The 21,221-nt window shown below is 52.2% G+C and carries 21 protein-coding genes and 2 pseudogenes; 12 read left to right on the plus strand and 11 right to left on the minus strand.

Translation table 11 applies throughout. The features are described from left to right. Window positions 1-16: 16 nt before the first annotated feature. Window positions 17-1,129: an NAD(P)/FAD-dependent oxidoreductase gene (locus ACX8ZY_RS17095; protein ID WP_022625354.1), complete on the plus strand. Its 1,113-nt coding sequence runs from the start codon at window positions 17-19 to the stop codon at window positions 1,127-1,129. Between the two features lie 57 nt (window positions 1,130-1,186). On the opposite strand, the gene ACX8ZY_RS17100 is transcribed toward ACX8ZY_RS17095, so the two are convergent. Both ACX8ZY_RS17100 and ACX8ZY_RS17105 read right to left on the minus strand, forming a co-directional pair. Next, on the minus strand, window positions 1,187-1,693 hold the full coding sequence (locus tag ACX8ZY_RS17100; RefSeq protein ID WP_033759783.1) for an RcnB family protein: 507 nt from the start codon (window positions 1,691-1,693) through the stop codon (window positions 1,187-1,189). Window positions 1,694-1,825: 132 nt separating this feature from the next. Next, window positions 1,826-3,079: a serine hydrolase domain-containing protein gene (locus tag ACX8ZY_RS17105; RefSeq protein ID WP_266093850.1), complete on the minus strand. Its 1,254-nt coding sequence runs from the start codon at window positions 3,077-3,079 to the stop codon at window positions 1,826-1,828. 239 nt (window positions 3,080-3,318) lie between these two features. On the opposite strand from ACX8ZY_RS17105, the gene ACX8ZY_RS17110 reads away from it, so the two are divergent. From ACX8ZY_RS17110 to ACX8ZY_RS17150, 9 genes are all read left to right on the plus strand, one after another. Beyond that, the gene (locus ACX8ZY_RS17110) at window positions 3,319-3,987 is read left to right on the plus strand and encodes a YecA/YgfB family protein (RefSeq protein WP_010671734.1); all 669 of its coding nucleotides are present in this window, start codon (window positions 3,319-3,321) and stop codon (window positions 3,985-3,987) included. 181 nt (window positions 3,988-4,168) lie between these two features. Beyond that, window positions 4,169-4,762, plus strand: a complete 594-nt coding sequence (gene uhpA / locus ACX8ZY_RS17115) for a transcriptional regulator UhpA (protein ID WP_010251517.1) — start codon at window positions 4,169-4,171, stop codon at window positions 4,760-4,762. Then, window positions 4,759-6,258, plus strand: coding sequence for a signal transduction histidine-protein kinase/phosphatase UhpB (uhpB, locus tag ACX8ZY_RS17120; RefSeq protein ID WP_010671735.1), 1,500 nt, complete (start codon window positions 4,759-4,761; stop codon window positions 6,256-6,258). The genes uhpA and uhpB overlap by 4 nt, the downstream gene beginning before the upstream one ends. 9 nt (window positions 6,259-6,267) lie before the next feature. After that, on the plus strand, window positions 6,268-7,596 hold the full coding sequence (uhpC, locus tag ACX8ZY_RS17125) for an MFS transporter (protein WP_050679764.1): 1,329 nt from the start codon (window positions 6,268-6,270) through the stop codon (window positions 7,594-7,596). A gap of 152 nt (window positions 7,597-7,748) precedes the next feature. Further along, on the plus strand, window positions 7,749-9,140 hold the full coding sequence (gene uhpT / locus ACX8ZY_RS17130; RefSeq protein ID WP_421665107.1) for a hexose-6-phosphate:phosphate antiporter: 1,392 nt from the start codon (window positions 7,749-7,751) through the stop codon (window positions 9,138-9,140). 276 nt (window positions 9,141-9,416) lie between these two features. Continuing rightward, window positions 9,417-10,934, plus strand: coding sequence for a BglG family transcription antiterminator (locus ACX8ZY_RS17135; RefSeq protein WP_459260399.1), 1,518 nt, complete (start codon window positions 9,417-9,419; stop codon window positions 10,932-10,934). An 18-nt stretch (window positions 10,935-10,952) separates the two neighbouring features. Then, window positions 10,953-11,426, plus strand: coding sequence for a PTS sugar transporter subunit IIA (locus ACX8ZY_RS17140; RefSeq protein WP_010251532.1), 474 nt, complete (start codon window positions 10,953-10,955; stop codon window positions 11,424-11,426). A 107-nt stretch (window positions 11,427-11,533) separates the two neighbouring features. Beyond that, window positions 11,534-12,958, plus strand: coding sequence for a PTS fructose transporter subunit IIC (locus ACX8ZY_RS17145; RefSeq protein WP_331842980.1), 1,425 nt, complete (start codon window positions 11,534-11,536; stop codon window positions 12,956-12,958). Between the two features lie 5 nt (window positions 12,959-12,963). Next, window positions 12,964-13,824: a ketose-bisphosphate aldolase gene (locus tag ACX8ZY_RS17150; protein WP_421665108.1), complete on the plus strand. Its 861-nt coding sequence runs from the start codon at window positions 12,964-12,966 to the stop codon at window positions 13,822-13,824. 231 nt (window positions 13,825-14,055) lie between these two features. Here the strand turns inward: ACX8ZY_RS17150 and ACX8ZY_RS17155 are convergent, their stop codons facing one another. Genes ACX8ZY_RS17155 through ACX8ZY_RS17165 form a run of 3 tightly spaced genes read right to left on the minus strand, consistent with a single transcriptional unit; the run spans window position 14,056 to window position 15,560 of the window. Next, entirely contained in the window at window positions 14,056-14,541 is a 486-nt protein-coding gene (locus ACX8ZY_RS17155; RefSeq protein WP_010671741.1) for an Hcp family type VI secretion system effector, read from the minus strand. A 1-nt stretch (window position 14,542) separates the two neighbouring features. Then, on the minus strand, window positions 14,543-15,064 hold the full coding sequence (locus tag ACX8ZY_RS17160; protein ID WP_179256865.1) for a hypothetical protein: 522 nt from the start codon (window positions 15,062-15,064) through the stop codon (window positions 14,543-14,545). Next, window positions 15,045-15,560, minus strand: coding sequence for a DUF2778 domain-containing protein (locus ACX8ZY_RS17165; protein WP_010671743.1), 516 nt, complete (start codon window positions 15,558-15,560; stop codon window positions 15,045-15,047). Before ACX8ZY_RS17165 ends, ACX8ZY_RS17160 begins: the two co-directional genes overlap by 20 nt. A gap of 238 nt (window positions 15,561-15,798) precedes the next feature. Between ACX8ZY_RS17165 and ACX8ZY_RS17170 the strand changes: the two are divergent. Beyond that, window positions 15,799-16,086: pseudogene (locus tag ACX8ZY_RS17170) on the plus strand (class II fructose-bisphosphate aldolase); the annotation flags it as partial. Here the strand turns inward: ACX8ZY_RS17170 and ACX8ZY_RS17175 are convergent. From ACX8ZY_RS17175 to ACX8ZY_RS17185, 3 genes are all read right to left on the minus strand, one after another. Continuing rightward, window positions 16,087-16,887 carry a CDP-diacylglycerol diphosphatase gene (locus tag ACX8ZY_RS17175; protein ID WP_459260403.1) on the minus strand — a complete coding sequence of 267 codons (801 nt, stop codon included), beginning with the start codon at window positions 16,885-16,887 and terminating at the stop codon, window positions 16,087-16,089. Then, window positions 16,884-17,309: a hypothetical protein gene (locus ACX8ZY_RS17180; RefSeq protein WP_187484356.1), complete on the minus strand. Its 426-nt coding sequence runs from the start codon at window positions 17,307-17,309 to the stop codon at window positions 16,884-16,886. Before ACX8ZY_RS17180 ends, ACX8ZY_RS17175 begins: the two co-directional genes overlap by 4 nt. A gap of 130 nt (window positions 17,310-17,439) precedes the next feature. After that, a complete protein-coding gene (locus ACX8ZY_RS17185; RefSeq protein WP_421665110.1) occupies window positions 17,440-17,796 on the minus strand; it encodes a putative T6SS immunity periplasmic lipoprotein in 357 nt (118 codons plus the stop codon). A 754-nt stretch (window positions 17,797-18,550) separates the two neighbouring features. On the opposite strand from ACX8ZY_RS17185, the gene ACX8ZY_RS17190 reads away from it, so the two are divergent. Then, complete coding sequence (locus tag ACX8ZY_RS17190) at window positions 18,551-19,243, plus strand: helix-turn-helix transcriptional regulator (protein WP_115759047.1); 693 nt, start codon at window positions 18,551-18,553, stop codon at window positions 19,241-19,243. 14 nt (window positions 19,244-19,257) lie between these two features. On the opposite strand, the gene ACX8ZY_RS17195 is transcribed toward ACX8ZY_RS17190, so the two are convergent. From ACX8ZY_RS17195 to symE, 3 genes and pseudogenes are all read right to left on the minus strand, one after another. Continuing rightward, on the minus strand, window positions 19,258-19,896 hold the full coding sequence (locus ACX8ZY_RS17195) for an acyl-homoserine-lactone synthase (RefSeq protein ID WP_031593697.1): 639 nt from the start codon (window positions 19,894-19,896) through the stop codon (window positions 19,258-19,260). Window positions 19,897-20,290: 394 nt separating this feature from the next. Next, window positions 20,291-20,398: pseudogene (locus tag ACX8ZY_RS17200) on the minus strand (hypothetical protein); the annotation flags it as partial. Window positions 20,399-20,501: 103 nt separating this feature from the next. Further along, window positions 20,502-20,831 carry an endoribonuclease SymE gene (gene symE / locus ACX8ZY_RS17205; protein WP_033787451.1) on the minus strand — a complete coding sequence of 110 codons (330 nt, stop codon included), beginning with the start codon at window positions 20,829-20,831 and terminating at the stop codon, window positions 20,502-20,504. Between the last annotated feature and the right edge of the window lie 390 nt (window positions 20,832-21,221).

Below are 21,221 nucleotides of genomic sequence, written 5' to 3' on the forward strand. Positions count from 1 at the left end.
AGCAAGGAACCTGATAATGGCGGTAAAAACTGAAATGAAAGTAGTTGTACTGGGCGGTGGCGTAATAGGTGTCTCGACGGCGCTGGAGCTGACAAAACGGGGAGCGGCGGTGACCCTGGTGACCGAAGCCGCGCTCTGTTCTGGCGCATCGGGACGTTCACTCTCCTGGCTCAACTCGGCGGGTGAACGCTCCCGCCCCTATCACGCGCTGCGCATGGCGGGCATTGATCGCTATCGCACCCTGTTTGCTCAACAACCTACCCTCGACTGGCTGCGTTTTGATGGCGGGGTCTGCTGGTTCAGCAATGATGCAGCAGGAACGCAGGCGCGGCACGCCTATGAGAAAGCACACGGCTACGACTCACAACTCATGACACCTGATAACGTGGCGCAGGCGGATGCGACGATCGATCCTGACGCGCTGCCGTCGCAGGCGATATTTAACCCCGGTGAAGGCTGGGTCAGCCTGCCGCACCTGTCAGAGTATCTGGTGAATCAGTTCCGGGCGCGGGGTGGTGAAGTGATTGAACACGCCGGTAAAGCCAGTGTGATCACCGATCAGGGCCGGGCCTGCGGCATTCGCAGTGAGCTGGGCGAACTGCGGGCAGATGCGGTGGTGGTCGCCTGCGGGCCCTGGACACCGGATGTGATTGCGCCACTGGGCGTGACGATTCCCAACGGATCGCCCGTCTCCATGCTGGTGATCACTGAGCCGGGCAAACATGAACTCAAGGCGGTGCTGAACACGCCTCGCGCCGCCATCCGGCCAAACCCCGGCAACCGTTACGCCCTGGATCATGACTGGTACGAGGCTGATATCCAGAAGCTGGCCGGAGGCGATTACCATATTGATAAGCAGGTTGTAGCAAAGCTGGCCGAGGAAGCGAGTCAGCTGTTACGGGGTGACGAGCCGCTCAGCGTCCAGAGCTGGAAAATTGGCCTGAAGCCGATTCCAGGCGATGGCGATCCGGTGCTGGGGCAACTGCAGAAGGTGCCGGGCTGTTATGTGGCGTTCACGCATTCGGGCGCAACCCTGGCGCTGATTGTCGGTGAATTACTGGCGGAGGAGATTGTAAGCGGTGAAAAGCATCCGATGCTGGCAAGCTTTGGTGCTGAGCGTTTCAGCTAAAAAAAGCCGGTCATCACGACCGGCTGATTTTTACCGCTTATTTTAACCGCGCTTATTTTAACCGCGGAAGAAGATATCGCCCGATTTACCCATGACGATTTTGCCGGTGTCATTGGTAATAAGAATGTAGTTGGCGTTGATATAGGCCCAGTGGGTATTTTCCTGCGGAGCAGGCAGATTACGCTTTTGCCACTCATTGATGGTGTACGTTTTATCGGTGTACTTCTCTGGCACTGTGTCACCGATTTGGTACTGTTTGTAGTCGATGATGATGGTGCTGAGGTCGTAATTAGGGTGCGCGCCATTGGAAGGTGCCGGCGTGGTCGGCGTAATACCATCATTAGATTGTGAGCTGGTCGGTGCCTGGCTTTGCGCGCCACCGGCATCCGGCTGAACGCTGCCCGTATCAGGCGTAGCGGGCTGCGCATCCGGATTAGCAGGCTGAATCTGCGGCGGTGGCGGAACGGTATCCGTTGCTTCGCCAGCGGCTTGTACAGCGGGGATCAGGCTCAGCGAGCCAACCAGTAATCCCATTGATAAAAGTACACGTTGAGTCCTGCGCATAATGATTTCCACGTTGAATTTTGACAGTCAGGCTAAAGACAATGTTTATCGCACTTCAGTTCCGGCGCACTGACGCTATGTGTAAGGAAAAACAGCGCTATTCACTTTACTGCACACAGGCCAGGTAGCGGATCACTGTCCGACCACTTTATCCTGAGTTGCCAGATCGACCAACAACGCAATGCCTAAATAGTTACTCCAGTTAAAGCCGTTCTGCAGCACCACAATCGCATTGCCGTTACGTTTATCGTAGCCGATAAAACTGGCATAGCCGCCGATATAGCCCACCTGATAGGTGATCTGCTGCCCTTCGAAAGTGTCGGTCACCCAGGCGATATTCTGCGCCTGCGCGCCCTGCTGATACCACGCCTGATCTACCGCCGCGAAAGCCCGGTCCCGCGCAGCATCACCGGTAGCGCTGAGATGTGCGCGCAAATAAGCACTCAGATCGCGCGCATTACTGTAGAGACTGGCCGCGGCCACCATGTTGCCGTGAAAATGCCAGTCAGGCGTCAGCGTGCCGCGGCGAATAAATTTCGGCTGATCGCCTGCATGGCCCAGCGCACGCAGCGGATAGCCCGCCAGCGTTTCCGGTACAAAACTGCTTTGGTTCATCTTTAACGGTGTGAAGATAAGCTGTGATGCCAGCGTCTGAATATCCTGATGACAACGCGTGCGCAGGATATAACCGAGCAGCGCATAGCCGAGGTTAGAGTAGTGTGGCATGCGTACCGCAGGTGCAGAGAAGTCCGCCAGATAACTCAGCAGCTTGTCGCTATCAAGATTGCCATAGAAGTTCTCGCCGGTGTCCAGATAACGAACGAACTGCTGCAGCATCGTCAGATCCATATCCTGTCGCGGCAGACCCGAGGTGTGCGTCACCAGCTGCAGCAGCGTGATGCGCCGCGCGTCAGCGCTGAGGCGAACGCCTTCCGGCAGAAGATCCGCCAGTGTATCGCTCCAGCGCAGCTTACCCTGATCAACCAGCTGGATAATCACTTCTGCCGTCACGCCTTTACTCAGCGATCCCAGCGCAAACAGGGTATCGGGCGTGATCGGATAGCGATGCACACGATCGGTGACGCCAAAAGAGTAATCGCGGGTCGGGCCACCGCGATGAATGACCGCGATGCTGATGCCGGGAACCTGCTTCTGTTGCATGTAATGCTGCACGATGTCATCGACATTTTCATGAAAGGTGGCGTGTGTCAGATAAACGCGATCGCCCACCGGGGCGGAGGTTTGCGACAGGGTTCCACATCCCGCCAGCAGGAAGATAAAGGCTGGCATGAATCGCGTCATTAATCTGCTGATCCACTGGCCACCAGGGGTCAGCCGTGCAAGGGAGACTGCAACAGCCGGCCTGCCAGTAAATCCATTTTTCATATATTAATCATTTACTTATTATTATTTAACACGTAACTGTCTGGCTGGAGCGCAAAAATGTACCATAAAGTGCTGTGGGCTATCGCCTGCACAACGGGGTGAAAGTGGTGCTAAACGCGGTTTAATCACCGCAGCTCGCCCGAACAGGGTTAGCTGTGTTGCAGTCCACAAGGGTGTACACTGCTGCGGTTTTAAGGCTCAACGCCGCTGAAATTTTGAAATGCCCGGGAGGCAACCGCATGAAAGAAGGCCCACTGTCCGAAAAAGAGCTGCAATGGCTGGAAGATATGCTGGAAAAATATGGCAGCGAAGCATCGATTATTGATGTCTCCGAGCTCGACGGCCTGCTGACTGCCGTTCTCTCCGGTCCCGTCACCGTCGAGCCAAGCCAGTGGCTGGTGGCACTGTGGGGTGGCGAGAAGCAGATCCCAAAATGGAGCAACGAGCGTGAAATGACGCGCTTTATGTCGCTTTGCTTCCAGCATATGAATGATGTGGCTGACCGCTTATCTGAATTCCCTGAGCAGTTCGAACCGCTGTTTGGCATCCGTGAAATGGAAGGTCTGGAATTTACCGTGGTGGAAGAGTGGTGCTTCGGCTACATGCGCGGTGTCGCGCTGACCGACTGGACTGCCCTGCCGCAGGACCTGCAACCCGCGCTGGACGCCATCGCTCTGCACGGCGTGGAAGAGAATCTTGAAAAGATCGATGCCATGACGCCGGACGAGATGGAAGCCAGCATTGAAGCTATTCGTCCTGCTGCGCTGGCGCTGCACGATCACTGGATCTCCCAGCCAGAAGCGATTCCCGTTCCCCAGAAGCCTGTCGCGGCAGAGAAGCTGCCCGGCCGCAACGATCCCTGCCCGTGCGGCAGCGGCAAAAAATATAAGCAGTGCTGTCTGCACTGATCGGCTCCTTAGCCTCACGATCTGCCGGGCGGCGATTCAGCCCGGCATGCTTCTCTCACGATCCACGACAGTTTGACCTGCATCATTCTACCCACTCCCTTACCTGAATAGACTGCTCACGACTTGAACAGCTTCGTGCTTATCGCTAAGGTAAGCGCGATTTTACCCGCCAGGAATAAACATGATCACCATCGCGCTTATTGACGATCACCTTATCGTCCGCTCCGGCTTTGCCCAGTTGCTGGGCCTGGAATCGGATTTCCAGGTCGTAGCGGAATTTGGTTCTGGCCGTGAGGCGCTGGCAGGTTTACCGGGCCGGGGCGTTCAGGTCTGTATCTGCGATATTTCGATGCCGGATCTCTCCGGGCTGGAGTTGCTGAGCAAGCTGCCGACGGGCCTGGCCACCATCATGCTGTCAGTCCATGACAGTCCGGCACTGGTGGAACAGGCGCTTAATGCCGGTGCGCGCGGATTCCTCTCTAAACGCTGTCGTCCCGATGAGCTGATCGCGGCGGTGCGCACGGTCTCCACAGGCGGCTGTTATCTGACGCCAGAGATTGCGATCAAGCTGGCCGCCGGTCGGCAGGACCCGCTGACCCGACGCGAACGTCAGGTGGCGGAAAAACTGTCACAGGGCATGGCGGTAAAGGAAATTGCCGTTGAGCTGGCGCTGTCACCGAAAACCGTACATGTCCATCGCGCGAATCTGATGGAGAAGCTCGGCGTCAGCAATGATGTGGAGCTGGCGCGCCGCATGTTTGATGGCTGGCAATGAGCCCCTGTGTTTCGCGGCTGATCTCCATTGTCGCCAGCTTTTTCATCTTCTCGGCGGCCTGGTTCTGCCTGTGGAGTATCAGCCTGCACCTGGTGGAACGCCCGGAGCTGGCGGTGCTGCTATTTCCGTTTGGCCTGCGTCTGGGGCTGATGCTGCAATGTCCACGCGCTTACTGGCCGGTGTTGCTGGCAGCTGAGTGGATCATGCTGATCTGGCTGGCGAAGGTGGTCGCGCTGGCGCATCTGCCGCTGTTAATGGCGGGCAGTGTACTGACGCTGCTGCCGGTGGCGCTGATCTCCCATTACCGCCATCAGCGTGACTGGCGCACGCTGCTGAGCCAGGGCGCGGCTCTGATCGCCGCGGCGCTGCTGCAATCCCTGGCGTGGGCGGGACAGCAGGAGATGCTGAACGCGCTGCTGCTAACGCTCACCGGTGGTCTGACGCTGGCCCCGACCTGCCTGGTCATCTGGCACTACCTCACCAGCACCCGCTGGCAGCCGCTGGGACCGGCGCTGGTCTCGCACCCGGTCAACTGGCGCGCCCGGCATCTTATCTGGTATCTGCTGCTGTTTGTCATCAGTCTCTGGTTGCAGCTTGGCCTGCCCGCTGAACTGTCGCGCTTTACGCCATTCTGTCTGGCGCTGCCGATTATTGCGCTGGCCTGGCACTACGGCTGGCAGGGTGCGCTGATTGCTACGCTGATGAACGCAATCGCGCTGATCGCCAGCCAGACCTGGCACGATCATCCGGTCGATCTTCTGCTCTCGCTGCTGGCGCAAAGCCTGACCGGACTGCTGCTGGGTGCCGGTATTCAGCGGCTGCGCGAGCTGAATCAGTCGCTGCAGAGTGAGCTGGCACGCAACCGGCGCCTGGCGGAACGGCTGGTCGAGACAGAAGAGAACGTGCGCCAGGAGGTGGCGCGCGAGCTGCACGATGACATCGGTCAGACGATTACAGCAATCCGCACCCAGGCGGGCATTGTGCAGCGCCTTGCGCCGGATAATGGCCGGGTGATCCAGAGCGGCGTCCATATTGAGCAGCTCTCACTGGGTGTCTACGATTCAGTGCGGCGACTGCTGGGACGTCTGCGACCCCGCCAGCTAGATGACCTGTCACTTGAACAGGCAGTTCGCTCCCTGATGCGTGAGATGGAGCTGGAGGATTGCGGCATCGTCAGTCACCTTGAGTGGCGTATTGATGAGACGCTGCTGAGCGAAGCGCAGCGCGTCACGCTGTTTCGCGTCTGTCAGGAGGGGCTGAACAACATTGTGAAACACGCCAGCGCCAGCGCCGTGATGCTCAAAGGCTGGCAACAGAATGGTCGCGTTTTGCTGGTGATTGAAGATGATGGCTGCGGTCTGCCGCCAGGTTCCGGTCAGCAAAGCTTTGGTCTGGTCGGGATGCGCGAACGCGTGAGTGCGCTGGGCGGATCGCTGACTATCTCCTGCACCCATGGAACCCGCGTCAGCGTGCATCTGCCGCTGCGTATGGCCTGAGGAACCACCGTGTTTAACTTTCTGAAAACGCCCGCTAACGCCGCTCCGCTGCAGGACAAAAGTGAGATTGACAGCCGCTATCGCTACTGGCGACGGCACATCATGTCGACCATCTGGATCGGCTATGCCCTGTTCTACTTTACCCGCAAAAGCTTCAATGCGGCAGCGCCGGAAGTGATCGCCAGCGGCGTGATGATGCGCACCGATATTGGCCTGCTGGCGACGCTATTTTACATCACCTACGGCCTGTCGAAGTTCTTCTCCGGCATCGTCAGCGACCGCTCCAACGCCCGTTACTTTATGGGGCTGGGGCTGATCGCTACCGGCGTGGTCAATATCCTGTTTGGCTTCTCCACCTCACTGTGGGCCTTTGCGCTGTTGTGGACCATTAACGCCTTTTTCCAGGGCTGGGGCGCGCCGGTCTGCGCGCGCCTGCTGACCAGCTGGTATTCGCGCAACGAGCGCGGCGGCTGGTGGGCATTATGGAACACCGCGCACAACGTTGGCGGCGCGGTCATCCCGATCGTTATCGGCGCGGTGGCGCTGCACTATGGCTGGCGAATCGGGATGATGATTGCGGGCAGTTTAGCGATCCTCGCCGGACTGTTTCTCTGCTGGCGTCTGCGCGACCGGCCTCAGACTGTCGGCCTGCCCGCGGTAGGCGACTGGCGACAGGATGAGATGGAGATGGCGCAGCAGCAGGAAGGCGCAGGTCTGAGTCGCAAGGCGATCCTGACCCGCTACGTGCTATTCAACCCCTATATCTGGCTGCTGTCACTCTGTTACGTGCTGGTCTATGTGGTTCGCGCGGCGCTCAATGACTGGGGAAATCTCTACATCTCCGACACGCTGGGGGTGGATCTGGTCACGGCCAACTCGGTAGTCACCCTGTTTGAGCTGGGCGGTGTGATAGGTGCACTGGTCGCGGGCTGGGGCTCGGACAAGCTGTTTAACGGCAACCGTGGCCCGATGAACCTGATTTTTGCAGCCGGGATTTTACTTTCCGTCGGCTCACTGTGGCTGATGCCCTTTACCAGTTACGTGATGCAGGCAGCCTGCTTTTTTACTACCGGTTTCTTTGTCTTTGGCCCGCAGATGCTGATTGGTATGGCGGCAGCCGAATGTTCCCATAAAGATGCGGCGGGCGCGGCAACCGGCTTCGTCGGCCTTTTCGCCTATCTTGGTGCGTCACTCTCCGGCTGGCCGCTGGCGTGGGTTATCGACGTCTGGCACTGGAGCGGCTTCTTTGCGGTGATTGCCACAGCGGCGGGGATCTCCGCGTTACTGCTGCTGCCGTTTTTAAATGCTCAGGCGCCGCGCGCCCTGCCTGAAGCGTGATACGCCTCTCCTTTTTGCCCCGATTGGGGCAAAACTAAGAAATTTTCCTGGTTTCGCCTGGATACTGTCTCAGGCCAGTCTGGCGGCAGGTTTTTACAATGCCAGCCATTCGCTGCCCATTGCAGCGATTCCAACCAGGAGAATCCCCTTCCATGCTGGCATTCCTCAAACAGGTGCGCAGACCGACGCTGGATCTGCCCATCGAACTGCGGCGCAAGATGTGGTTCAAGCCGTTTATGCAGTCCTATCTGGTGGTCTTTATCGGCTACCTGACCATGTATCTGATCCGCAAAAACTTCAATATCGCGCAGAACGATATGATCACCACCTACGGACTGAGCATGACGCAGCTGGGGATGATCGGTCTGGGCTTCTCCATCACCTATGGCGTCGGGAAAACCCTGGTCTCCTATTATGCTGACGGCAAAAATACCAAGCAGTTCCTGCCGTTTATGCTGATCCTCTCGGCCATCTGTATGCTGGGTTTCAGCGCCAGCATGGGCACCGGTTCCTTCAGCCTGTTCCTGATGATCGCCTTCTATGCCTTAAGCGGATTCTTCCAGAGTACCGGCGGCTCCTGTAGCTACTCCACCATCACTAAGTGGACGCCGCGCCGTAAGCGTGGCACCTATCTTGGCATGTGGAATATCTCGCATAACCTCGGCGGTGCCGGTGCGGCAGGCGTTGCGCTGTTTGGCGCCAATGTGCTGTTCAACGGCCACGTAATTGGGATGTTTATCTTCCCCTCTATTATCGCGCTGATAGTTGGTTTTATCGGCCTGCGCTACGGCAGCGACTCTCCGGAATCTTATGGCCTGGGCAAGGCCGAAGAGCTGTTTGACGAAGAGCTGAGCGATGAGGACAAAGAAGCTGAAGATGAGTCGATGACCAAATGGCAGATCTTTGTCGAGTACGTACTGAAGAACAAGGTGATCTGGCTGCTCTGCTTCGCCAACATCTTCCTCTATGTGGTGCGCATCGGGATCGATCAGTGGTCAACGGTTTACGCCTTCCAGGAGCTGAAGCTCTCTAAAGAAGTGGCGATTCAGGGCTTTACCCTGTTTGAAGTCGGCGCACTGGTGGGCACACTGATGTGGGGCTGGTTATCCGATCTGGCCAATGGCCGCCGTGCGCTGGTCGCCTGCGTTGCATTAGCGCTGATTATTGCCACGCTCGGGATCTATCAGCATGCCAGCAACCAATATGTTTATCTGGCGTCGCTGTTCGCACTGGGCTTCCTGGTCTTTGGCCCGCAGCTGTTAATCGGCGTCGCCGCGGTCGGCTTTGTACCGAAAAAAGCGATTGGCGCAGCGGATGGTATCAAAGGCACTTTCGCCTATCTGATTGGTGACAGCTTCGCCAAACTGGGCCTGGGCATGATTGCCGACGGCACGCCGATATTTGGCCTGACCGGCTGGGCGGGCACCTTTGCCGCACTGGATGCCGCTGCTATCGCCTGTATCTGCCTGATGGCGCTGGTTGCCGTGATGGAAGAGCGTAAGATTCGCCGCGAGAAACGATTGCAGCGTTTGAAGATGGCGTAAAGATAAAATCAGGCCCGGCGTAAGCCGGGCTTTCCCGCCAGGTTCTGCCCTCAGCCATTGATGTAGCCCCACCAATCTGATCACTGCCAGTCAGCCCGCCAAACCCTCCCATCCCCTTTCACTTATTCTTTCACCTCGTCCCCGATTATTTAAGAAATTCACTGTCAGGTGGTCAGCCTGACCACCAGGTTGTGGCCATTTTTTAATATTTACATGGCATAGTGCCTTTGTTTAGATGATAACTGACAAGGCGAATAACGGATTAAGCGGAACCTGATGATGATGAAGGCGCTGACTGAACGGCAACTGACGATTATGCGACAGCTTATTTCTCATAACAGTTATGTGAGCCTGCACGCTATTTCAGAAAAAACAGCAATCACCACCCGAACCTTACGCCGCGACATCGCCGATATTAACGAAAAACTTTCTGACCAGGGAATCAATCTCAGTGGAAAAAGTGGGAGAGGGATCACAATTAAATTCGCTGATGCGCAGTCGGAAATAGCCGCGCGCCGGATTTTCTCAACCGAGGTGGATGATTTCAGCAGCAACTTCAGGATGCTGAAAATAGCATCGGATTTATTAATGCTGTCACCAAAAGGTTCATCCATCAGCGAACTGGCGGATAAATATTTTATCAGCCGCGCTTCGATAGTGAATGATTTAAAAACATTAGAAGCATGGTTACATCAGTTTGATTTAACCTTGTTAAAAAGTCGTGTCGGAACCAGCATAAAAGGCAGCGACCATAATATTCGCATGGCGATGAAAGCGCTGGTGTTAAAATCGATTTATAACCGTCAGGACATGATGGAAAGCCGTCTGGATGAAAGCACGCTGCAGGAGCTTTCAGAGAAGTTTGGTCAGCAGGCTGTCCATTTTACCCTGCAATTAATTAATTTTATTGAACAGCAACTGCAATATACGATAAGCGATCCTTACTACATCAATTTATTTACGCATATTCTGGTACTGATCCACCGCAGTCACTCGCCGATGCACAGGACCGACGCCCGCGCGGTGTCGATGAACCGGGTCAGCGACCATCACGCCTGGCAGGTGTCACTGGCGGTGATAGAACGCATTGAGACCGCTTACAACACGGTACTGGTGGCCGAGGAGTCTCACTCCATCTATCAGTATCTGGTCTCCTCCGGTAAGGCGGGCGGTGAGTCACCACAGCACGATGACTCGCTGATTTCAGAGCGTGAGACCCGCTTTGCTGAGGCGCTGATCGCCCGGGTGGCGCAGCGCATCAACATTGAAATCACCACCGACCAGAACCTGCAGGCGTCATTGTCCTCGCATATCAAGCCGATGCTGAACCGCCTCAGATATCACATCCGGATTAAAAATCCGCTGCTGCATGATATCCAGACCGAGCTGGGAACGGTGTTTGCCGCCGTGAAAGCGGTAATCAGCCAGCTGACGCAGGAGTACAGCCTGGATGAGATCAGTGATGACGAAGTGGCTTACCTGACGGTGCATATTCAGGCAGCCATCGAAAACAGCATCAAGGTAAAACGGGTCTTGCTGGTCTGCTCCAGCGGTCTGGGCACCTCGCAGCTGCTTTACGGACGCATTATCCGCGCCTTTCCCGACTGGAAAATTATCGACATCGTGCCAGGGAAAAATATTGCTGACTCCCTGAAACGACATGAGTGTGACGTGGTGATTTCCACCATCCGGCTGGAACCGCTGGAAAAACCGGTGGTGTATGTCTCTGCCCTGTTCTCGACGAAAGATATCGCAAGAGTAACGGAGTGTCTGGTATCGAATTCGATTAATTAATGATAATGGAGAAGCAAAATGACGACAGCCGTGGCTATTAACGAAGTATTAAAAGAAGAGTGCATTATTCTCGATGTCGATTGCCAGACCAAAGAGCAGATTATTTCTCAACTGACCGACCTGCTCTGCCAGACCGGGGCCGTCACCGATAAAGTCGCTTTCCTGAAAGATGTTTATCTGCGTGAGGAATTAGGCTCTACTGGATTTGAAAATCATATTGCTATTCCGCACGGCAAATCTGCCGCCGTCGCCAAAACCCGCATTGCCGTGGGTCGTTTACGCCAGGATATTCCGTGGGAGACCATCGACGGCACTAAAGTCCGGCTGGTTATTCTGTTCGCGGTAAAAGAGTCCGATAAAGATGTGGGCCATATCAAAATGCTCGCCAAAATATCCATTGCGTTAGGCGATGAGGATGTCGTCGAGCAATTGCTTAATGTCCCGCATCGCGAAGAGATGTTTCATTTACTGTTATCCCGATCGGGAGCCTGAATAAACCGGAGAGCAACATGAATTAAAAAATTAAGGAGGTATTCCAGGTTGTAGCCATCCCTTCAGACCGAAAAACATAAATATAAAATTTTCACTGGAGAACATTTATGAACATTATTGCCATTACCGCCTGTCCTACAGGTGTCGCCCACACCTACCTTGCCGAAAGTAATTTAAAAAAAGCGGCTAAAAAACTGGGCCTGAATGTATTAGTTGAAACCCAGGGTGCGATTGAAAGCGAATATATTTTCAGCGAAGACGATATTCATCGGGCGGACGTCGTGTTGATCGCCGCAGATAAAAAAGTTGAGATGGCACGCTTCCAGCATAAAAACGTGATTGAGGTGCCCGTTACCCGTGCCGCGAAGGACGCTGAAGGCCTGTTAAATGCCATTGTTAACGGCGAGCTGGCTCCCAGGCTGGCCAACTCCGCTCCGCAGGCCAGTGCATCTGAACCGGCTAACAGTGCCCGCGAGGCGTCGGGTTCCCGCTCCTGGATTTCAGAGATTTATGTGCACCTGATCACCGGCGTGAACCTGATGATCCCCTTTGTGGTGGCGGGCGGCATTCTGATCGCGCTCAGTTTTTCATTCGGGATTACGGCGGCCACACCAGGGGACGCTAATTTCAGCCCGATAGCGAAGATGCTCTCTGACATCGGTGGCGGTTCCGCCTTTGCCCTAATGCTGCCGATTCTGGCGCTGGGGATCAGCCAGTCTGTCAGCGGCAAAGCGGGCATCGTGGCGGGCGCCGTGGGCGGGATGATGGCGATCCACACCGGCTCCGGCTTTCTCGGCGCGCTGATTGCCGGCTTCCTGGCCGGATACATCACGCTGTTGATCAACAACCATATCCATCTGCCCAAAGCGGTTGCCGGGCTGAAACCTATTTTAATCGTGCCTCTGTTAAGCGTGCTGCTGACCGGCGCACTGATGTCGCTGCTGATTGGTGAGCCGATCAAAATGCTGCTCGGCTGGCTGACCGACTTCCTCAGTTCGCTGGGTAACACCAATGCGGCCATTCTCGGCCTGCTGTTCGGCATGATGGTGGCCTTTGATATGGGTGGCCCGCTGAATAAAACCGTCTGTATGTTTGCGATTGGCCTGATGTCGAGCGGGGTTTACGGACCGATTGCCGCCTGTATGGCGGCGGGCATGGTGCCACCACTGGGCATCGCGCTGGCGACCACCCTCTTCCGCCGCAAGTTTACCGAGCAGGAGCGCGAGACCGGCAAGGTCACCTACATTCTCGGTCTGTCATTCATTACCGAAGGCGCGATCCCATACGCGGTCGCCGATCCGCTGCGTGTCATCCCGGCCATCGTGGCAGGTTCCGGGTTAGCGGGCGCACTCTCAATGATGCTGGGCTGTGCCTCCCGCGCCCCGCACGGCGGCATTTTCGTCATCTTCATTCCTAACGTGATCAGCAATGTCATGGGTTATCTGTTTGCGATTGCCGCAGGCAGTTTACTGACAGCACTGATCCTGCTGTTCCTGAAAAAAGATATCTCCGTTCCTGCAAAACAAGGATAAAACCTATGCTTTACAACATGAAAGATCTGCTCAGCGTTGCCCAGCGTCATCAGTTTGGCGTTGGTGCGTTTAACATCGCCAGCGCGGAGTTTGGCCGTGTGGCGGTTGAGACTGCCGAGCGACTGGATTCACCGCTGATTCTGGAGATCCATCCTGAAGAGATGGCCTTCACCGGCCCGGAATTTATCGGCTATCTGCGGACGCTGGCGATTCAGGCGCGCGTGCCGGTGGTGATCCATCTGGACCATGGCCGCTCGCTGGAAGAGGTGATGAAAGCGATCTACGCCGGTTTTACTTCAGTGATGATTGACGCCTCCTCTCATCCTTTTGAGCAGAACATTGCGCTGACGAAAAAGATTGTCGAGATAGCGCACACGATTAATGTCTCTGTGGAAGCGGAGCTGGGCACCATCGGCGTGGCGGAAGGCAGCGGCGAAGGCGGCAGTAACGAGATTCTCTACACCGATCCGCAGCAGGCCGAGACCTTTGTGCGCGAGACCGGCACCGACACGCTGGCGGTTGCCATCGGTACCTCGCATGGCCTCTACCCCAAAGGTAAACAGCCAAAGCTGGATATCGAGCGCCTGCAGCAGATCCGTAAGTTGGTTGATATCCCGCTGGTGCTGCATGGCGGTTCGGGCAACAAAGACAGCGAGGTCGCGGAATCAATTCGTTATGGCGTCGGTAAAATCAATATCTCCAGTGATATGAAGAAGGCGTTCTTCGTGGCGCTGGAACAGGAGCTGAAGCTTGGGGGTCACGAGCCTAATTCCCTGTTTGTTAAACCGATGCAGGCAGCGAGTGAAGTGGTCGCGGCGAAGATGGCGCTGTTTAGTTCGGTGGGGAAAGCGGCGTTGTATCGGTAAGGGATTGTGTGGCGTGGATGGTGGCTTGAAGACTGCCAGGGAGGCTGGGAAAAGGCACCGATGAATAGGTGCCTTTATTAGATGTTGTACAACCGGATAACGCGGTCGTAACGTTTTTCGAGCATGCATGGAGGTCGTCACTAAATCCCCCATTACACCCCGGTAACGTTTTAATTACTGCTTCACTGCCAAGGAGAACTTAGCTATACCACAGGAAACAGGATTTTAATCTCAGGACCGAACATTCCAGTCATCCGTATACTGCACATTACCATCAACGTAACGCCAGGTGATTTTGTCGTACATCAGGGAAAGGCTTTCCATATGGTTGATCTGCGAGTTTCCTGCCATTTTAGCATTTGGCATCCCCGGATTAATGCCAGTCACCTTCACCCCTTCGATAGTCATAACAAAATAGCATTCCTCTTGCCCGGCATGGTTAATGCGATACCAGCGAATCTCCGCACTTTTCAGCGTCTGACCAGTAGCAACGGCTTTGTATAAGTATGGGCTGGCGCTATCAAACTCTTTTTCAATCATAATGGGAGAGTGTGATCGCTTGCCGGTGATTTTACCGTTGGCACTATCCACTGGAATATTTAAACCGTGACTGAAGCCAACAATTTCGATAGAACCATCACGATCCTGAACGTCTACAGATCCCTTAATATCTGCACCGCCGTCATCTTTAAGCCACATGTAAGCTGGAATAGGCATTTTACAAACTCCTTTTGAATGTGCATTTCTTCATAATAAAGTAATAGCAGAAAATGGCTAAAATCAGGTTGAAAGCCATAAGTGCAGCCATAGCAACATCTGAAAATTTTTCTATGTCCGGAAAAACAGCCTGATAAGGTACAAAGCGGACGAATAACCAAAGCAGCATTACAAAAATGATTATTTTTATCAATCGTCGCACGGTAGAGAAAGCCCAATCTTTAGGGAGACAAGACGGGGTCACTTTGTGAGTAAGGCCGTTAAAAAGGGTGATAATCGAACTCATAACCGGAATGCTGATTAGAGTATTAATGAAAATAGAAAAGTAATCTCGCAACGACTCCCAGGCCTCTAAGTCAGGTTCACCCAGAATGAAATGGGTAACGTTCAGAGCGCTTTGGAAATCAAATAAGGCTGTTATAGAGTCAACTAATCCATCATAGGGAACTTCTTTAGCTACGAACAGCATAATCACAGTAAAGAGCGCCAATTTTATAAAGAGACTAAGGACATGTTTTGCCATTGGCAATTACCTCAATCGTTCCATAGGCCTTTAACTTCCTCATACAAGGAACCTCTATTTTCTGGGTCCTTAATAATGCATTGCGTAACAGGGAAAAATCAGAATCATGCGGAAGTGTGATACAACCCTCAGAAAGAACGCCGGGGTGCAAACGAAAGTTACCACGCTTAACGCTATCAACCCAAGTGTAATCATCAATTGCCCAATCATCCCGCCATATTGCAAACCATTCGGAATGCCTGAACGTAGCACCGCTGGCAAAATGATTATAAATATCCCTTACACCGGCATTTAGTTGTGATCGGAGGCCTCCCTCAGGACGGTCAACAATCCAGTATTTACCCGCTGGTACAGGCCCCTCTTTAGGAATCATTCCACAGGCACCACGATTACGATAAGCACCATTGCCAGAGAACGCTAAAAACGTTCCCACACCCGGAAAGGATAACGGTGAGTAGTCAGCATCATTAATAACAAACTTTCCATGTAGAGCCATTGATAATCCTTGCATCTATAATCCTTTGTGCGCTTATCCTACGCTGGTGAAAAGAAAATGAGCAATAATTTTTCCTGGAAAAAGTCTGAGTTTAAGAAATAGGATGATTATGTTAGTAATAAGTCACTTAACAGATGTAATTAATATGCGTTTATGGCTTGTTATTTAACCTGAGAGTAACAGAGATGTTATAGCTCAACAACCATGTATAAATGACAAGCTTGTAACAAGCTTACTATTAATTAATATTCCACGTGTACTGCATGGCGGTTCGGGCAACAAAGACAGCGAGGTGGCGGAATCAATTCGTTATGGTGTCGGTAAAATCAATATCTTCAGCGACATGAAGAAGGCATTTTTCGTGGCATTGGAGCAGGAACTGAAACAGGGCGGACACGAACCTGATTCAATGTTTACGAAACCGATGCACGGGCGATCGTCCTCGTCAGCCGGGTTCTTGCTGGCAGAGCGTTTGATTACAGCAGAGTGGCTGGGTCGGTGGAGGATTAAGGGTGATAAGGTTTAGTTACTTCCCGTCTGAAACGTCAGCTGACGGCGCTGAAAGAATAGCGCAGCGTTTATCCAGTAGCGACTCAACGGACGCCCGATTGCCCTTATCCCAGCCGCGCCGGGTAGTTAGCAGGATAAACCCTTTCTCTCCCGAAAACGTCGCCGGGATGAGCGCCACACCAGACTCTGCCAGCTGCGGCGGCGACAGATGGAAATGGCGCGCTACGGAGGAGACAGGATAGATCCCCATCGCCGTCGGCTGTATAACGCGACGGGCATAGTAGGTGTGATTCAGCAATCGGTCGGGCAAGGGTCGCCAGTCATTATTAATATAGGGGCGCTCGGCCTGAAGCTGGCGATAGACATCTTCCCGCAGGCAGGTCAGATGAATATGTAGTTGATTCTGGCTGCGGCCATAAGCGGAATTCAGCGCCATGCCGAGCCGATCCTCAGGCACTTTAGCGCCATAGGCCGCCATCAGACGATAGCGCATTAACCAGGCGTAGCCGAAATAGTCGGGACGTCCGGGGCGCGACAGCGCAATGCTCTCAATGCCGGACATCGCCATCGTGGGCACAAGAATAAAGTGCAGCCTGTGGCGAGGATTCTGGATAATACTGAAGCCCTGCGTGTTGTCCTGCGGCAGATAGATTTGCTGGCAGGGAGCCGGATCGCGACGATAGTGATAGTTATTCATGCAGAGGTCATGCGTGACCGTCCACAGCGCGTCAGAGCGGGCGCATCCTGTCAGCAGCAGCACGATGACCAGCGGCAGAGACCGGCATCGCCGTAACAATTTCCCGTTCAGGCGACTCAATTATTCAGAACCCTGGTCAGCTCAACCTCATGGGTTGTGGGATTAAAGTACAGATAGAACAGATCCCCATCCAACTTATCAGGCCTTGCCCATATTTCCTTCTCGCCCAGACTGCGATTTTGCTTCACGTATCCCAGCTTTTCGAGATAAGCCTGCAGCGATGCAGTATCTGTAGCCCCCTTAAATACGATACTATTTGAAGGTGAGTATCCGTCGCCAGGGTGCGCTTCAAAATAGTAGTTGTCCGTTATACGCGGCGCGTTTTCAATGTCCTTGTCTGTCAGTGTGTGATAGCTGAAGAAGTCATTTTCTTTATAGACAGTCGTTTCATCAGAGCCCGATGCAATAAGCCAGAAAAACAAGCCAATGAGAATGAGGACGGTGGCAGCCACAAGTGCGGACCACTTAAACAGGTTTTTCATTGCCTCGTCCCCATGAATAAGAGTGATGTCCCATCATTGGTAACTACCTTAACTACCGCAGATGTGAAGTCGTTAAGCCTGGCCTGATGACATGCGTGCGTTTATGAGAATCAAAGGGCCGTTATGCCCCCTATTCTTTTGGATAAGAAAAATCAGCAGTGACTAAATGCGACATTGATTTATCAGATTGAACATCATAGGCGAAATAGTAACGTTCTCCAGTTGTGAACTTAAATCTAAACACAGGAAGGCACTCACCTTTTGGAACATAAACAGGTTTGTCATCAAAAACCTTGTGAAGAGAGTTGCTTTTATCGCTGTTGATTTGAATGGCAGTAATCCTTTCTTGTGGCTCCAGTGGCGACACCACACAAACTTGCTTGTCTTTGATAAATGCCGTTGTAGATTCGCGCTCCACCATTCGGTCGCCAGGCCCAGGGCATCCCGTTAAGAGAAATATGGCACCCAGCATCATCTTGTTTTTCATGATTAACGCCCCTTCCCTGTTACGCTTTTCTGATAAAGCGTGGGGACATCCTGCAACATATTATTGCCCCTGTACATCCCCATGCGCCCTGTCCTCTGATAGAAAAAACACTTACTCATCCCATAAACCAGTAGTAACCAATAGTCAGCTAAAATAGAGACTTACTGTTCAGGAGAGTAATCAGGTTACTGGCCTGCTTACACGACCTGATGTGCCTCCAGCTGATTAACACTCGCTTGTCATCATCTATATGGCCAGTGAAAGCGCAGGCGTTAAGCCGGCTGCAGGGTTGACCTGAACGTTTGCCATCAGGCTCTATGTCCGAAACCCACAGGGGTTAGCGCAGCAGAACTGACGACCCGGTAACGCCGGAGAGCCGAAGGCGAGCATGAGCATCAGGATTTAAAAACCGTCAGCAGTCAGATACTGACTCGGCGTCTGTTTAATTACGCCTGCCAGCATGAGTTTTGTTATGAAAAATGCTGCTGTCGGTTCACTCCAGTCAGCAATTACTTAAAATCGCGAATCATTATTCGAATGTTCCTGCTGTCCCCGCAGATCTTTGTGAATCCCGATAATTCATCTGTAGTCTTGTAAGCTGCTCTTTCCATCCGTTTTGTAAAGCAAAAATATCCAGAACTTTGCTGGCAGATGTCGTTTGCACTGTCCTTTAACTGGTTTAAAATACGATTAGCAACAGCTAACGAAGCGGATTATACTGGTTTATCCACTCATCCCGGAGGTAGAAACTGACGTGAAGGATACATACTACAACGATACAAGAATCAATTTGTTAATCCAGAATGAACTGAATGCATTCTTTGAGGATTACAAGGGTATTATCTATGCCTACGCCATTATGAACAAGAAAGACCCTTCACAGATGCGTATTATTAATAACAACCCTGAGTGGTTCGATATATACCTTGAAAGAAAGTATCAGTTTATTGATCCTGTCATCATTCAGAGTTTACGTTGTATTGAAGATTTTTATTGGGAAAACAACGTCATTCTGTCAGGCGGCTACAATCTCACGCGAATTTTCAATGAAAGTTTTCAATATAATATTTTCCAGGGGCAGACATTCCCTCTGCATGACTACCTGAACAACCTGGCTTTGCTATCCATTATCAGTCAGAAAGATTCTGGTATTGATATGGAAAAAAATCGTTCGAAAATAGTTAGTTTCCTTATTAAATTGCATCAGAAAACGCTTAACTTATACAGTCAACACCATCAGAAAAAAAACGTTTTTTTGTCACCGCGTGAGCGACAAATACTTAAGTGGGTCGGCGCCGGGAAAACATACGCCGAAGTTGCGGTCATTTTATCTATTGCGGAGCGCACCGTAAAATTCCATATGGGCAACGTCATGAAAAAGCTCGGAGTGAATAACGCCACACATGCGGTAAAACTAGGGACGGAGCTCCGGCTGCTGGACAACTGAGCCAGCGTTACGGGTTAAAGATGGCGTAAGTGCCGGGACATCTCACGAAGCCAGCCACTGGCTTTGTCCCTGGTGATAATATCTTCCACAATGCTCATGCTGGCAGGCATGAAAATGTAGTAGATAACTTCTCCTTTTTCAGAAAGGCCTTTCTGAATAACTTCTATTTTCCAGTTCGCATGGCGAAATATTGCATACATGCCGCGACTTGCCACAGCGTACATCCCCCGATAGTTTCTCTTCATGCAATAAAAAATCATTGCAAGGAATAACACTTTACTGGCGGGCAAGCCATGAAGGCCTGCAGAGTCACGTCTTTCTTTATCTAAAAACAGCCGGCTAATCTCACAACAGGGGATATCTGTGGGGAGACCACTTATACCCTCGAAATATTCATGAAAAATTTCGCTCATCATCGTCGGCTGCGTTGAATCTATAAACCGTGCACCACATAGCAACTTCCCGTTATGCATGCCCAGCAGGTAAGTCGTATTTTCGTTGTCAAATTGATCCTTTTCCATGCCGTCAATGCATTCGACTTTCCAGTCGAGCCTCTCACGAAATGTTTTTCTTCTGAGCCGGTAGAGTTCGGTTGATAATTCTGGCGGAAATTCATCGTAATCACGCAAAAAAAACTCAATAGCAGAATTCATTCGTTCATTCCTGATAATCACACATGGGAACCATTACCCCTGTCTTTTAAGACAGCTTTTATTACACCTGCACAGACCCTATACTTAAAAAAGTACCTGACCACCAGGCACTCACCATGCTTAGCGGTCAGGAGGTCAAAGACCAAGTCAACACCAGGGAAAACCCACCCGCGATTATCTGATATTTCAGGTACCGGGTACAGAGTGCAATAAGCGCTCAAACGATAATTATATTAAAATACGAAAAGCATCAATTAACTATAGTTTAATTATTGCCCTTTATAATTTTAAGGGGCAAGCTTTCCTGTTGCATTGACTAAAGCAACTATTATCTAATCTGTGATACAGGTTAACCGTGGCTTTCCCCACTTGACACTAATCAGTTGCTGAAGACATCGCCACCAAACTGTTCAGCCGTTATACGAAACCCCTCACCATTATCGTTACAGATACCGCCAGCAGCGAGTAACCGGCCGACGTCTTTGATGTTAAGCGTTCCGTAGGTTAAAGAGGCTCGCGAGGATGTAGTCTGAAATTCCATCGTTCTACTTTACGCATCCTGATAGTTAACCGTTCCCGATGCGATGTCGGGAGCGGCTTTTCATTCAGACGACTTTCTGTTTACCGGCAATGACCTGAATAAACTCCTGCACCTGCTTTTGTTTCCGCGCCGACAGCTTGCATACCTGGCGCAGAGACTGCATCAGTTCGCTCTCCTGCCGGGCGGTGAGCACAATACAGCCTTCCATTACCTTTACATCTACTGCTGTGCCAGTGGCAAAACCGGCAGCTTCCAGCCATTGTCCTTTCATAGTGATGGCGGGTATACGGCTGTAATCCGGATAGCGGCTTGCATAGCTAACGGTTAATTTCCGGTTATCTGCAGGAGAGACTTCTGGTTCAGACAGTTGTGCAATAGAATGGGCGTCAGTCATGATTACTATTCCCTATAAATAGTGATTGTGATTAGCGGCGCGGGTGTGTTGGCGCACATCCGCACCGCGCTAAATACCTGTATATATCATCAGGAAAGAGAAGAAAAGTCCAGCTAAAACAGAGTGAAATAAGTAATTTATAAAATCATTTTAATATAAAGCGTAAGTTTTATCTGGCAGGAAATAATAAGGAACACGCCAGGAAAATAGCTCAAGAGCATTAGCCCTGGATATCATAAAATTACCAACAGCTATTCTTCCTGACTCAATAAGTAGAGAGTTATCAGGGAGAGTTTAACTTTCTTCCTCATTGTATTCTCGCCAGGTTACTGCACTAATCCTTACAGTCTCATATTGTTGCTCATGAGATGGTGTTTCAATACATTTAAG

Source organism: Pantoea sp. XAF26B01_ASV70 (assembly GCF_054512635.1).

Excerpts from the sequence above, each read along its gene's own strand:
- ACX8ZY_RS17095 (WP_022625354.1), top strand. The coding sequence starts at position 17 with ATGGCGGTAAAAACTGAAATGAAAGTAGTTGTACTGGGCGGTGGCGTA.
- ACX8ZY_RS17100 (WP_033759783.1), bottom strand. The coding sequence starts at position 1,693 with ATGCGCAGGACTCAACGTGTACTTTTATCAATGGGATTACTGGTTGGC.
- ACX8ZY_RS17105 (WP_266093850.1), bottom strand. The coding sequence starts at position 3,079 with ATGAAAAATGGATTTACTGGCAGGCCGGCTGTTGCAGTCTCCCTTGCA.
- ACX8ZY_RS17110 (WP_010671734.1), top strand. The coding sequence starts at position 3,319 with ATGAAAGAAGGCCCACTGTCCGAAAAAGAGCTGCAATGGCTGGAAGAT.
- uhpA (WP_010251517.1), top strand. The coding sequence starts at position 4,169 with ATGATCACCATCGCGCTTATTGACGATCACCTTATCGTCCGCTCCGGC.
- uhpB (WP_010671735.1), top strand. The coding sequence starts at position 4,759 with ATGAGCCCCTGTGTTTCGCGGCTGATCTCCATTGTCGCCAGCTTTTTC.
- uhpT (WP_421665107.1), top strand. The coding sequence starts at position 7,749 with ATGCTGGCATTCCTCAAACAGGTGCGCAGACCGACGCTGGATCTGCCC.
- ACX8ZY_RS17135 (WP_459260399.1), top strand. The coding sequence starts at position 9,417 with ATGATGATGAAGGCGCTGACTGAACGGCAACTGACGATTATGCGACAG.
- ACX8ZY_RS17140 (WP_010251532.1), top strand. The coding sequence starts at position 10,953 with ATGACGACAGCCGTGGCTATTAACGAAGTATTAAAAGAAGAGTGCATT.
- ACX8ZY_RS17145 (WP_331842980.1), top strand. The coding sequence starts at position 11,534 with ATGAACATTATTGCCATTACCGCCTGTCCTACAGGTGTCGCCCACACC.
- ACX8ZY_RS17150 (WP_421665108.1), top strand. The coding sequence starts at position 12,964 with ATGCTTTACAACATGAAAGATCTGCTCAGCGTTGCCCAGCGTCATCAG.
- ACX8ZY_RS17155 (WP_010671741.1), bottom strand. The coding sequence starts at position 14,541 with ATGCCTATTCCAGCTTACATGTGGCTTAAAGATGACGGCGGTGCAGAT.
- ACX8ZY_RS17160 (WP_179256865.1), bottom strand. The coding sequence starts at position 15,064 with ATGGCAAAACATGTCCTTAGTCTCTTTATAAAATTGGCGCTCTTTACT.
- ACX8ZY_RS17165 (WP_010671743.1), bottom strand. The coding sequence starts at position 15,560 with ATGGCTCTACATGGAAAGTTTGTTATTAATGATGCTGACTACTCACCG.
- ACX8ZY_RS17180 (WP_187484356.1), bottom strand. The coding sequence starts at position 17,309 with ATGAAAAACCTGTTTAAGTGGTCCGCACTTGTGGCTGCCACCGTCCTC.
- ACX8ZY_RS17185 (WP_421665110.1), bottom strand. The coding sequence starts at position 17,796 with ATGAAAAACAAGATGATGCTGGGTGCCATATTTCTCTTAACGGGATGC.
- ACX8ZY_RS17195 (WP_031593697.1), bottom strand. The coding sequence starts at position 19,896 with ATGAATTCTGCTATTGAGTTTTTTTTGCGTGATTACGATGAATTTCCG.
- symE (WP_033787451.1), bottom strand. The coding sequence starts at position 20,831 with ATGACTGACGCCCATTCTATTGCACAACTGTCTGAACCAGAAGTCTCT.